At 28.3% G+C, this 12,412-nt stretch carries 13 protein-coding genes; 4 read left to right on the forward strand and 9 right to left on the reverse strand.

Annotation, left to right across the window (positions count from 1 at the left end; all coding sequences use genetic code 11):
- Positions 1-565, forward strand: a 565-nt coding sequence (locus tag KKC53_01900; protein ID MBU2597924.1) for an NAD-dependent epimerase/dehydratase family protein, incomplete at its 5' end; no start/stop codon positions are given.
- On the opposite strand, the gene KKC53_01905 is transcribed toward KKC53_01900, so the two are convergent.
- The 4 genes from KKC53_01905 to KKC53_01920 form a co-directional block, all read right to left on the reverse strand.
- Positions 556-1,905: a Coenzyme F420 hydrogenase/dehydrogenase, beta subunit C-terminal domain gene (locus KKC53_01905; protein ID MBU2597925.1), complete on the reverse strand. Its 1,350-nt coding sequence runs from the start codon at positions 1,903-1,905 to the stop codon at positions 556-558. The two genes, KKC53_01900 and KKC53_01905, sit on opposite strands and share 10 nt — an antisense overlap.
- Before the next feature lie 96 nt (positions 1,906-2,001).
- Positions 2,002-3,210, reverse strand: a complete 1,209-nt coding sequence (locus KKC53_01910) for a polysaccharide pyruvyl transferase family protein (GenBank protein ID MBU2597926.1) — start codon at positions 3,208-3,210, stop codon at positions 2,002-2,004.
- Between the two features lie 40 nt (positions 3,211-3,250).
- Positions 3,251-3,940, reverse strand: coding sequence for an acyltransferase (locus KKC53_01915; protein MBU2597927.1), 690 nt, complete (start codon positions 3,938-3,940; stop codon positions 3,251-3,253).
- A 104-nt stretch (positions 3,941-4,044) separates the two neighbouring features.
- Positions 4,045-5,055: a flippase-like domain-containing protein gene (locus tag KKC53_01920; GenBank protein ID MBU2597928.1), complete on the reverse strand. Its 1,011-nt coding sequence runs from the start codon at positions 5,053-5,055 to the stop codon at positions 4,045-4,047.
- 263 nt (positions 5,056-5,318) lie between these two features.
- Here KKC53_01920 and KKC53_01925 point away from each other — a divergent pair, with 263 nt between their 5' ends.
- Both KKC53_01925 and KKC53_01930 read left to right on the forward strand, forming a co-directional pair.
- Entirely contained in the window at positions 5,319-6,422 is a 1,104-nt protein-coding gene (locus tag KKC53_01925) for a flippase-like domain-containing protein (GenBank protein ID MBU2597929.1), read from the forward strand.
- Positions 6,422-7,501, forward strand: a complete 1,080-nt coding sequence (locus KKC53_01930) for a DUF5050 domain-containing protein (protein ID MBU2597930.1) — start codon at positions 6,422-6,424, stop codon at positions 7,499-7,501. Before KKC53_01925 ends, KKC53_01930 begins: the two co-directional genes overlap by 1 nt.
- Before the next feature lie 136 nt (positions 7,502-7,637).
- Here the strand turns inward: KKC53_01930 and KKC53_01935 are convergent, their stop codons facing one another.
- The 5 genes from KKC53_01935 to KKC53_01955 form a co-directional block, all read right to left on the reverse strand.
- Positions 7,638-8,069: a hypothetical protein gene (locus KKC53_01935; protein MBU2597931.1), complete on the reverse strand. Its 432-nt coding sequence runs from the start codon at positions 8,067-8,069 to the stop codon at positions 7,638-7,640.
- A gap of 129 nt (positions 8,070-8,198) precedes the next feature.
- Complete coding sequence (locus tag KKC53_01940) at positions 8,199-9,200, reverse strand: SPASM domain-containing protein (protein ID MBU2597932.1); 1,002 nt, start codon at positions 9,198-9,200, stop codon at positions 8,199-8,201.
- 2 nt (positions 9,201-9,202) lie between these two features.
- On the reverse strand, positions 9,203-10,165 hold the full coding sequence (locus tag KKC53_01945) for a glycosyltransferase family 2 protein (protein ID MBU2597933.1): 963 nt from the start codon (positions 10,163-10,165) through the stop codon (positions 9,203-9,205).
- Positions 10,166-10,258: 93 nt separating this feature from the next.
- A complete protein-coding gene (gene nadE, locus KKC53_01950; protein MBU2597934.1) occupies positions 10,259-10,981 on the reverse strand; it encodes an NAD(+) synthase in 723 nt (240 codons plus the stop codon).
- Between the two features lies 1 nt (position 10,982).
- Positions 10,983-11,930, reverse strand: coding sequence for a GDP-mannose 4,6-dehydratase (locus KKC53_01955; protein MBU2597935.1), 948 nt, complete (start codon positions 11,928-11,930; stop codon positions 10,983-10,985).
- Positions 11,931-12,151: 221 nt separating this feature from the next.
- On the opposite strand from KKC53_01955, the gene KKC53_01960 reads away from it, so the two are divergent.
- On the forward strand, positions 12,152-12,412 hold a 261-nt coding region (locus KKC53_01960), incomplete at its 3' end, for an RRXRR domain-containing protein (protein MBU2597936.1).

Here is a 12,412-nt window from a genome sequence, read left to right on the forward strand (position 1 = left end):
AACTAAATTAGAAGGAGAAAAGTTAGCTTTTAATTTTTTTAAAGAAAAAGGTTTTCCAGTTTCAGTTATAAGACCATGTGCAATTTATGGACCAGGAGATATGAGGTTACTCAAGATGTTTAAAGCAATAGCTAAAAAAAGATTTATAATGTTAGGTTCTGGTGAAACTTTATATCATATGGTTTATGTTACTGATTTGGCAGAAGGTTTTAGATTGGCTGCAGATAAAGAAGAAGCTATAGGTAAGGCATTTTTAATTGGTGGGGAAGAGTATGTAAGTTTAAACAAACTTGTAGAAATGATTGCTAAAGAGGTAGGCGTTAGTGCACCAAAAATTCATTTTCCAGTATGGCCAGTTGAATTACTAGGAACAATTGTGGAAAAAGTATGTATTCCGTTAAAGATAGAACCCCCAATTTATAAAAGAAGAGTTCTATTTTTTACAAAAGATAGAGCCTTTGATATATCAAAGGCTAAAAACATTTTAGGATATAGACCAAAAGTGGATTTAAAAACTGGAATTAAACAAACAGTTAAATGGTATCAAGATAATGGTTATTTATAAGAAATCTTATTATTTTTTACTAATTTGTGAATAAATCTCTTTAAATATATTAAAATTAGCCCTAACCTCATAACTAAAAATTTAATTATTAATCTTTGAAAAAACCTACTTTTTCTAAATATAAAAGTAAGCGAATAAAATCTTTCATTTAGTATATCTTTGGTAGTAAAATTTGGTATTTTTATATAATAATTTGGAACTATTTTACCTCTTTTTTTAGCTCTTTCAATCCTTATTAAATTAGTCTTCTTTTTTGTATAAACAACTGCTTTATTAGATTTAATAAACTCTGTTTTTGGAATTTGATTTAATATTAATTTATCTTTACTTTTTATCTGTGAAAGAATTTCTTTACCTTTATCAGTTCTTTCAATAACAAGAGACCATCCACCACTATATTTGTAATTTCCTTTTTCATCTTTTATCCATGGATCACCAACAGATATATCTGCAAATTCACTTGATACATCTATGCAGTATAAACATCGAGCACAGGGATATAGATGAGCAAGGAATACATAAGCTCCTTCTTTATGTGAAAGATGATGTAATTCTTTCTGACTTCCATTTTTTAATGTAACTTCTGTTTTCCCAGGCCACTCTCCTTTTCTAAATTCTATCTTCTTCACATCATTTTCTTTTATCTTTGATGCCCATAACATATCCTTTGTGGCTACTTCTGTAATATTCGTTGAACATAGTAGTCCTATTATTAAATAAATATTATCTTTTAAATTTCTTTTTAAAGAAATAGCCTTTTTTAAACCATGAATGTGGCAGGGGAGACCAACATACGCAACTTTCTCATCAGAATTTTCTATTTCTTTTAAAAGAGAATTAACAGGTGAAACAGAATATTTTGATTGTGCACTTTCTAATATTTCTTTACTCGTCTTGGCAAGGATTGGTTTCGCTTTCCAGGGTTTTTCGGGATCAGAGATAGTAACAATAGCACCCTGAATTATATTTTCATTTAGAAGAAAATCTAATATTTGGGTTACAACACCACCTGAGGTTGCTTTTATTAATATATTTTCATTAATAGTCCTACCGACATATAGCTTCGTAAAAAAACCATTAGCATAAAAGTCATAATCCATTTCACCAAATGTCTGTTTAGCAATTTCTGGAAAATTTACTTCTATTCCTGGACACACTTTTAAACATAAACCACAATCATTACAGATTTCATAATCAGGAAAATATGGATAATAATATTCACTCAGAATAATTACATCCTTTGGACAAATTCCAACACAAGTTCCACATCTTAAGCAAAGCCCCTCTTTTACAATAGTTTCTATTTCTCTAATAGATTTTTTATCTATAGCTTTACTCATCTTTTCCATTTTTATTTTTAAATTTGAAAATTTAAAAAATAATAAAAAATTAGTTATAGGTTAAAATGCCAATTTTTAAAGAGAATCTAATATTTTTTAATTTTTATAAAGTAAATCAATAACCATCTTTGGTGTTTCTTTTGCTTTCTTCTTAAGTTCCTCTATTTGTTTTGAAAGATGTTTTTTTATTTTTTCTCTTTCATACCATGATTTTTTAGTAATATTGAAAAGATTCTCAACATTAAAATTTGAGAATTCGAGCCTTTGTTCTTCTAAGTTAAGTTCTCTTAAATAATTTCTGACTTTATCTTGATAAACCAAACCCAAAATAGGTGTATGCATAGCACTTGCTAAAATAAGTGAATGAAGTCTCATGCCAATAAAAAGCTCAATTTCTCCGAGAAGTCCCATTATCTCCTGACTGGAATATCTCTTATTAGTTATTAAATTAACTCTTTCTTTATTTCTAATAAGATTTATAACTCTTGAGATAATTGGGATATCCATATGTTGAGTTGCAAAAAATATTACATTAACATTTAAATCCTCTATGACTTTATCTAAAACTGATGCAATATCTCTTAAAAAACTTTCAATATTAATAGGTTCTCTTCCAGTTTCAACCCAAGTATCAACATAAGCATTTATATTAAATCCGAGAAATGGTCTATCTCTCCTAATTTTTTCTAATGACAATATTTTTTTAGTACGACCTTTTGTACAAGGAGTATTATTTAATGCAGCATCTGCAGTTAGAAATATCTTAGATTCTGGTATTTTTAAACTCTTTAGAATCTGAATAGATTGGCTGTCTCTGACAGTTATTAAGTCTGTCATTTCAGATATCTTTTTTAACATTTTCTTACCAATAGTAGTAGTAATTGGTCCCACTCCTACATTGTAATAAACAATTTTTTTCCCCTTTCTTTTAGCAAATGGAATAAGAAAATATAAAGTTGAGAGAAAATTAAATAGTGGGTTATAAAGAGCTCTATCAAAAAGTATCGCATCAAAAATAATTATCATGTCAGTTCTTGCAACAGAAAGAAAAGTGGGAAACCCAAGCATCTTTATACTAAAATGCCAGGGGAGCATGGAAATCGGTTTAGCATTATATTTACTAAAGCTTTTCGTAATAAATGATGGATTAATAGTAGGTATTTCAAATCTTAAATCTGGATCAAGTTCCTTTAAATCTGACATTATTGAGTTCAGGAGTGCAGCGTCTCCAGCATTTCTTCCAGAGGAAGAACCGAGAAGTGTTATGCTTTTTGTCTTTTTATCTAAATTTGAATTTTCTTTCATAAATTTTAATTATTCTTAAAACTATAAATTTTGTAATCTTCTATTTTCTATTTCTTATTAATTTGGCTGGTGTTCCTCCATAAATAGTGTATTCTGGTACATCTTCTGTTACTACTGAACCAGCAGCTATAATTGAATCTCTCCCAATTTTTGTTCCATCTAAAATAGTTGATCCAGCTCCTATCCATGAATTATCTCCAATTTTAACTCCACCTCTTAAATCAAATCCTTGTTGAGCAATTGGAATATCAGTTCTTTCAAATTTATAGTTTCCACCCCCAATATAATTCTTAGCTGCAATTAAGACATTTTGTCCTATTTCTATCCTTTGAAAAGTGGCAATTCTGCAATGACTTCCAATTATTGTATTTTTTCCAATCCCAATTTGGCCATTTCTTGCAGAAATTATGGAGAAATTAGAGATAAAACAATTATCATCAATTCTTATTTTTGAGTCTTCTTTACCTTGAGCATCTAAAATAATATGATCACTTACAATCACATTTTTTCCTATTTCAATTTTATGGGGATGTCTTAAAATTAGATTCTTACCAAAAATTGTACCTTTTCCAACTCTTTTGAAAAGTGTCGGATAAAAGGTTTTTCTTAAAAAAAGTCCTAATGCACTTGGAATTTGGTCAAATAAAGTAGTGATAATTTCATATTTAATTAGATAAAAAAGATCTTCATTTCCAATAAATAAATCCTTGTATTTTTTAAGATTGTTCATATAATACTCCTGACCTCATTATTATTAAATAATGTCTATAAACTTATAATCTTTTGGTTATTCAAATTCTATCACTTATCATAAAAAATAGACCACTTACATGATTATTTTTTATTTTTGTTTATAAAATTTTTTTCCTTATCACTTCTTATAAAAAAATAGATTATACCACCAATTAACCCTAATAATATTACTTTTGCTCTTAATAATAACGCTACTAATGCTGAAATAGAACTCAAAACCCCCACTAAAGAGAACAAATATACAATTGCATTTTCAAATAAACCCAATCCTGCAGATGTTATAGGAGCAGACAGTACAATTAATAGAATTATTGGAACTATTATAAAAACATCTAAAAAATTTGGTTTATAGTTGAAGGTTAAAAATGAGAAATAAACATTAAGTATAGCTAAAAGGTTATATATAATTGAGTAAATAAAGGAGTAAAAAAGTGCTCTTTTTTCATATTTATATTTATTTATTGCAGTTGTCCATTCATCAAGCTTTGTAAATATTTTTTTAAAGAGATTGATTTTTATAATATTCTTAATAAAATTTAATATTTTTGGATTAAAAATCATCCATATAAAAATAATTAAAGCTGTAATTATACAAATAATAATTAAAAGGACTGTTGGATTTTTTAAAAAAAGCTGAAATTTTAGAAATATTGAGAAGATTGCAAACATTATTAAAGCAATTATTCCCATAATTCTTTCCATAAATACTGCTGCAAAAGAATCTGGTGTATTTTTTGTTTGCTTTGCAGTTTCATAGATTCTAATAAAATCTCCTCCTAAAAAACCAATAGGTATTATATTATTGAAAAAATATCCTACCAAATATAACCCTGTCAATCTGGAAAGTGAAATATTTAGATTCTTGCTTTTCAGTAATATCTGCCATTTAAGACAGCTAACTAAAATCAGTGGAAAAGTTATAAAAATTACTATTAAAAGATAGAAGTAGTTAATATCTTTAAAAGAATCTATTATTGTTGGCCATTCAGGTGCAATAATAGATACAATAAAATATGTCAAAAGTATCAAACTAACTACTAACTTAAGTGAGTTAATTATTCTTTTTCTGTTTATCTTGTTTTTATCAATCATTTTTATATTTTATAAGCTGTCATTTGTTTGTGTTTGAAAAAATAATTTAGATTAGACACTTTTAGATGTATATATTATAATCTAAACTCTTATATTTTCTAAAATTTTGTATCTTTAATAAAATTTCAAAATTTTTTGTAAAATTGAAATTTAAAAAGGGAACTGTTAATCTATATCAAGAGTCTAATAATAGAATAATTGAAATATTTCGGAGGTTTTATTAAAAATTCCGCAAAAAATATTAAAAAATGCTTATTTAAGCGATGGAAGATATAAAAGAAGAGAATAAAAACAAAGTAAATATAAAAAAAGAAGTTAAAAATAAAATAAATTTTAAAAAAATATTATTTAGATTTATTGAGCTCGTTTTAGCATTTCTGATACTAATAATTCTTTTCAAATTTGCTGGTGTTACATTTCAAGACATAATTAATTCTTTTTCAAATATTTATCTCAAAAGTCTTTTAATTTCTTTTTCAATATCTGCTTTAAGTGTCTTTGTAAGAGCTATTCGTTGGAAATTGTTAATTGGACCTCAAAGTCCCATTATTTCTAATTTATTTCTTTTTACTTGGGCTCGAGCTTTTCTTGAGGAGACTGTTCCAGCAAGGTTGGGAGCACTATCTCACATTTATTTCTTAAACAGGAGATTTAGATTTCCTATAGAAGTTGGACTGTCAACAATGATTGTTGCGATGTTTTTTGATTTTATAACGATTACACCTCTTATTATTTTGTCACTACTATTAGTTGGAATTAATATTCCATTTCTACCCGCAAATATAGTGCTTATTGTGGTAGTTATTACTATTATTTTAATAATCGTTCTTTTAAATTTAACAAAAATAATAAATTTAGGTTTGACCTTTTACAATTGGATAGTTAAAAAGATTGGAATTGGTGAGAAAAAGTTTGTAAAGAAAATAGGAGAGAAACTAAATCTAACAAATGAAAGTATTGTGGAGATAAGAAGTCAAGGAGTGTATATATATGTTTTTTTAATAACATTAGTAATAAGAGTATTAAAATTTACAGCATACTATTTTTTATTACATAGTGTTGTTGCATTTCATGGTTATGCATATAAAGACCTTAATTTTTTAAAAGTTTTTTTAAGCACTTCAGCTGCGGAGTTCTCTGCACTACTTCCTACTCATACATTTATGGGTTTTGGAACATATGAAGTTGCATTTGCTTATCCACTAATTTTACTAAAGGTATTCAATGAAAAAGTGGCAGCATTGGCTGCTTTTAGTTTCCATACTATTTCATTAATTTATACAATAGTTTTAGGTCTTAGCTGTTTAATTATAATGATGGCACCAATCTATTTTGGAACTAAGAATAAGGATGATGTGAAAATATAATGGAAAAAATTATAAATTTTATTAGAATTCTTAAGAAAATATTTTTAACCATTGTTATAGGTTTAGCAATTTTAATATTTACTATAACAAATGTTTCTTGTCGTGGATGTATTGGGATACATATTGGTACTGAAGAAGAAACAGAAAAGCAAACAGAGGAAGAACCAACAACTACTCAAATTACAGAAGAACCTACAGAGGAATCTACTGAAGAACCTACAGAACCCACAGTAAAACCTGTTAAATATGGAGAAAAATGGATAGTTTTTACATCAGATATGAATGGGGATGAGGATTTATATAGAATCAAACTTGATGGGACAGGACTGGATTTACTCATGGCCAATGAACAGGATGATAGATATCCAGCTCCGTCATCAGATGGAAAATTAATAGCTTATTCTTTAGAAGTAAATGGACATTGGGATATATTCATTATGAATCCTGATGGAACAGATAAAAAACAGCTAACAACTCACTCTGCAGATGATGCTTATCCTTCTTGGTCATCTGATGGAAATTACATATTTTTTCAATCAAATAGAGATGGAAACTGGGAAATTTACAGAATGAATTCAGATGGAAGTAACGAAAAAAGATTAACTTTTAACGCAGCAGTTAATGATTGGCATGTAACTGCTCATCCATTTTTTGATGAAATTATATATGAATCAGGTCCTACCGGAAGAGAGGATATTTATGTTATGGATTATGAAGGTCAAAATAGTAGGAAAATTTCACAAGATAATAGAAGAAAAAGGATGCCGGTTATTTCCCCAAATGCGGATATTATAGCATTTGTTTCTTATGAAGGGGGAGGCGATGATAAGCATAGAGAAATATTTACTATGACTTACTATGGAGAAGGAATAAAAGATATTACTAAAAATGCAAATAGGGAGGATTCACACCCATGGTTTTCACCTGATGGTAAATTAATTGTTTATCATACAGAGGATGGAAGAGGAAACTACTCTATTATGATTATGAATCCCGATGGTACTAATAAAAGGGTTATTTTTACATCAAGTGATAAAAATTGGGGTCCAGCATTTCTTTATGAAATAATAGAAGACTAAAATTTTTATATATAAAAATTTTTTAAATATTTTATTAGATTGTAGTTGTAATTTTGAACTTATTTTAGGTAAAAAATTATTAAACTATTAACCTTTCTAAATTACTAATTAAAAAAATAATTAAAAGCAATCTATCTTATGCCTTTTTATCCTTGGAAATTTTAAAGGAAGCACCTAAAGCAAATCCTAACCACAAGCCCCATAAGTCATACTTATCAAAGATGTATTTAATTGAAATTGATAAAACTTCAAAATTTTTAAAAATCTTCTCACTTATTATAAGATGTAATGAAGTCAGGTATATGATTAAAGAAATTAATGGAACAATACCAAAAATTACGAATCTTCTAAAATCAAAATTTGTTCTTTTAATTTCTGGATTTTTTAATTTAAAAATAAAATAGCTAATAAAAAAGCCAACAGCAACAGGGAGTATGCATTTCGTTAATTTGTTTGCAATGGGTGATAAGGTTACATTTATAAAAGGAAGTATATAATCAAATAAAGCATAAATGGAGATGGAAATTAATACTAAAACTAAATAAATTACCAAAATTGACTTTTTCACATTTTTTTCCTTAACAATTTATAAATTATTTGATTGATATATTACTAGATATCTTTAACTTTTTAAACATTATCTTTTACTTATTCATTTTTCCTTTAGGTGAGATGGTTTTTTACTTAAGTTATCTTTCTATTCTAAACTCAATTTAAGGAAGGGTAGAAGATAGTCAGTTGGGACTCCTAAAAATGTTTTTCTCCAAACTCTATCACAAGTATTACAGGGGCTCATATTTTTAATTTCACCATTTGAGATCGTTTCTCTAAGATTTATTAATTTTTCACTATTAAAAATATCCACTAAGGAATTCTTCTTAACATCCCCAATTGAGATCTTTCCGAACCAATCCTGTGGACAGGGAGCAACTTTCCCATCATAAAATATTGTTAATGAATACCATAAAAAGGGACATGGTACATATTTGAAGCCTATTTTTTTTAATTCATCTACATTTTCTAATAATGAAATACTACCTCCCCAGTTATGAGGTATTCTTACTACAAATTCGTCAAGTGAAAGACCTTCAAAGTTTTTAAGAAATAGCTTTTTTTGTTCTTTTATTTTTTCCTTATCATATCCGTTTGTATATTCCATTACCTGAATTCTTGTGTATGGAATATCTGTTTTCATTTCTTTCTTTAATTTTAGAAGTTCAATAATTTTTGAAAGGGTTTTTTCATATTTAGCGGGAATTCTGTTTGATTCATACATCCCTTTATCATAACCATCAAAAGAGAATGAAATGAAATCAAGCTTTGCATTAATGAGCTCTGTTGAAAGATTTTTATTTAAAACTGTTGCGTTTGTGTGTAAAACAGTTTTTATATTTTTTGAATTTATATATTTAATCATATCTACTATCTGAGGATGAAGAAGTGATTCGCCTCTATGGAAAAGATATATATCATGAAGATAATCACATGATTGATCAATTATATCTTTAAAAAGTTTCCAGTCCATAAATCCCTTTTGTTCTTTTGGGATATCCTTATTGGGACATAGTCTGCATCTCAAATTGCAAACATTAGTAGTTTCAATCCAGAGTTTTGTTGGTTTATAGGAAAGGGTACTATTTCTTCTTATATAATTAAGGTAGATTCTAAATAAATTAAATATTTTCCTGGTTTTTTCCATTTCTAATCCAGTATTTTTTTAACAAAATAGATTGGCTTATTTTGTGCTTCATGATATGTTCTAACAGCAAGTTCTCCTAAAAGACCCATAGAAATAAACTGAAATCCTAAAAAGATAAGAAGAACTGCTAATAGCAGTAATGGTCTATCTCCAATGGATTGTTTCTGTACAAGTTTTACATATGATAAAAAAAGTGCAATTAGAAATCCTAAAAATGCAGTTATTATTCCTAAAGACCCAAAAATTTGAATTGGTCTTGTTGAGTAACTAAGTAAGAATTTTAATGTAATAAGGTCTAAAATAACTCTCGGTGTTCTTGATAATCCATATTTTGATTTTCCGAATTTTCTTTTATGATGAGAAACTGGGATTTCTGTAACATCTATACCTATCCAACTTGCTAATGCAGGAATATATCTGTGCATTTCACCATAAAGTTGTACATTTTTTACTACATCTTTAGAGTATGCTTTTAAAGTACAACCATAATCGTGAAGATGAATGCCTGCTAAAATAGAAACAAGCCAATTCGCAATTTTAGAGGGAACTTTTCTTGTTAGAAAAGGGTCTTTCCTGTCTTTTCTCCAGCCACTCACAACATCATATCCTTCTTCCATTTTTTCTAATATCTTAGGGATATCTTTCGGGTCATTTTGTAGGTCAGCATCTATTGTTACAATTACATTTCCTGCAGAATAATCAAATCCAGCTGAAATTGCTGCTGTTTGACCATAGTTTCTTCGAAACTGAATAACTTTATATTTTGGATTTCTTTTATGAATTTCAGCCAATTTATCAGTAGTTCCATCTGTACTTCCATCATCAATAAGCAATACCTCATAACTTTTATCTAATTTTGATAAAACCTCCTCCAAACTCTTATACAATCTTTCAACATTGTCTGCCTCATTATAGACTGGAATTACTACTGATAAGTCTAAATTTCTTTCTTCATTTCTTTCAATTTTTGAATTTTTTGAAATTTGCAAGCTTTTTCTCCTAAGAATTTTTTTGTTTTTAATAAAAATTATTATTAGATATATTATTAAATATTATCATTAGAAATCTGGAATTGCAGGTATTTTTCTCTTATGAACAGATTTAATAATCATTTCTTCCATATTTTCTTTAAAAGACTTCTCAATCCTTCCTGAGATTATATATTTATCTATTTGGTTATAAGTTACTCCCATCTCACCTTCATCAGTTTGTCCTTTCCACAAGCCTCCTGAGGGTGGTTTTTCAATAATTTTTTTAGGAATTTTTAAATATTTTGCAAGTTCTCTTACCTGTGATTTTAAGAGATTACCAAGCGGAAGTATATCTACACCCCCATCTCCATATTTTGTAAAATATCCAACTGCAAGTTCACTCCTATTACCTGTTCCAACTACTAAATAGTTCAAGCTATTTGCAAAATAATAAAGAGTTAACATCCTTAGTCTTGGCTTTAAGTTTGCTTTTGCAATTTGGTAACTTTTTTTATCCAGAGCAATCTTGGGTAAGATGGATATTAAATTATTATATACTTCATCTAAAACAACTTCTTTGCAAGGGATAGAAAACTTATTTATGATAAGATATGCGTCTTTTATATCCTTTTTAATGCTATTGCAGGGCATAATTAACGCAAGACATCTATTTTTTAGTGATTCCTTGCAAAGAACAGCTGTAACTGATGAATCTATTCCTCCGCTTAAACCAAAAACCACACCACTAGTTCCAGCCATTTCAACCTGTTGTCTTATCCAACTAACTAATTTATTTTTTAGCTCTTCCATCTTATTCCTTTTGATTTAGATACCATTTTACAAACTTTTCTATTCCTTCTTCAATACTGACCTTGGGTGAGTACCCTAGTAATTTTTCTGCTTTAGAAACATCTGCATACGTTCTTTCAACATCTCCTGATTGAGGAGGTAAAAAACTCAACTTTGATTTTTTCTCCATCTTTTCTTGAATTAAATTTACTAAATCCAGTAGTTTTATTGGATCTGAACTACCTAAATTTATAATTTCAAATCCTAAATCTTTTTTTATTGCAGATTTTATTCCATCCAATATGTCGGTAATATAAGTATAATCTCTACTGCTACTTCCATCACCATATATTGGTATTAGTTCATTATTATTCATAAGTCTTGTAAATTTATGAATTGCCATCTCAGGTCTCTGTCTTGGTCCATAAACAGTAAAAAATCTCAAGCAGGTGATAGGGATTTTGTAGAGATGATAATAATTGTAGCAAAGTAATTCCGCACCTTTTTTAGTGGCAGCATAAGGAGATATCGGTTCATCAACCTTGTTATTTTCACTGAAAGGAACTTCGCTATTACCGTAGATAGAAGACGAAGAACCAAAAATCATTTTTTTAATTTTATATTTCTTACACATTTCAAGTAAATTTAAAGTACCCAAGACATTTACTTTTGTGTATAATTCTGGATTTTTTATTGAGCCTCTTACACCAGCTTGAGCAGCCATATGTACTAAAATATCAATATCAAATGATGAAAAAATCTCATTTAAAAGATCTTTATCCAAAATGTCGCCTTCTAATAGTTTAAAATTTGGATTTTCTTGAGCATTTGAAATATTTTTCCACTTAATTTCTGGGTCATAGTATGGATTGAAGTTATCAATTACAACAACATTTTCTCCCGATGAAAGAAGCTCATCTACAATATGGGACCCTATAAATCCTGCTCCACCTGTTATTAGAAATCTCATAGATAAGTCTCCTTTTTTTAAATTTGTCTAATTATACATCAATATGGGATTTTTTTATAAGAGGAACTTTTTATTTATATTTAATTATGTGTATAATTAAGCATAAATTAAACAAAATATTAAGAGTAATCAGGATTTGATTCTAAGTCAATTACCCCTACCTAAAGGAAGGGGCTTGTTCCGTGAGGAATGAGGGTAACTAGTTGATTAGGAGGCTTTAAATGAAGCAGAAGTTATCAGTAAAGTTAAAGAACACACCAGGAGATACTTCTCTAGTTCACTGCTCTGTAAGTTCTGTATTAAACAAAGAGGAAACTCTTAGTGTACAGGACAAAGTACTGACTGATAACATCTCCGAAGAGAACTATTCCCAGCATAGAGGGAGTTCTGACTTGAGAGTCCAGAACATTGTCTATGTGCTAAATATGAGAGGTAAACCTCTTATGTCAACAACCCAGCAAAAGGCAAACAAACTTTTAAGA

This window comes from Actinomycetota bacterium (genome assembly GCA_018830725.1).
Taxonomy (GTDB): Bacteria; Actinomycetota; Humimicrobiia; order JAHJRV01; family JAHJRV01; genus JAHJRV01.

Excerpts from the sequence above, each read along its gene's own strand:
- KKC53_01905 (MBU2597925.1), bottom strand. The coding sequence starts at position 1,905 with ATGAGTAAAGCTATAGATAAAAAATCTATTAGAGAAATAGAAACTATT.
- KKC53_01910 (MBU2597926.1), bottom strand. The coding sequence starts at position 3,210 with ATGAAAGAAAATTCAAATTTAGATAAAAAGACAAAAAGCATAACACTT.
- KKC53_01915 (MBU2597927.1), bottom strand. The coding sequence starts at position 3,940 with ATGAACAATCTTAAAAAATACAAGGATTTATTTATTGGAAATGAAGAT.
- KKC53_01920 (MBU2597928.1), bottom strand. The coding sequence starts at position 5,055 with ATGATTGATAAAAACAAGATAAACAGAAAAAGAATAATTAACTCACTT.
- KKC53_01925 (MBU2597929.1), top strand. The coding sequence starts at position 5,319 with ATGGAAGATATAAAAGAAGAGAATAAAAACAAAGTAAATATAAAAAAA.
- KKC53_01930 (MBU2597930.1), top strand. The coding sequence starts at position 6,422 with ATGGAAAAAATTATAAATTTTATTAGAATTCTTAAGAAAATATTTTTA.
- KKC53_01940 (MBU2597932.1), bottom strand. The coding sequence starts at position 9,200 with ATGGAAAAAACCAGGAAAATATTTAATTTATTTAGAATCTACCTTAAT.
- nadE (MBU2597934.1), bottom strand. The coding sequence starts at position 10,981 with ATGGAAGAGCTAAAAAATAAATTAGTTAGTTGGATAAGACAACAGGTT.
- KKC53_01955 (MBU2597935.1), bottom strand. The coding sequence starts at position 11,930 with ATGAGATTTCTAATAACAGGTGGAGCAGGATTTATAGGGTCCCATATT.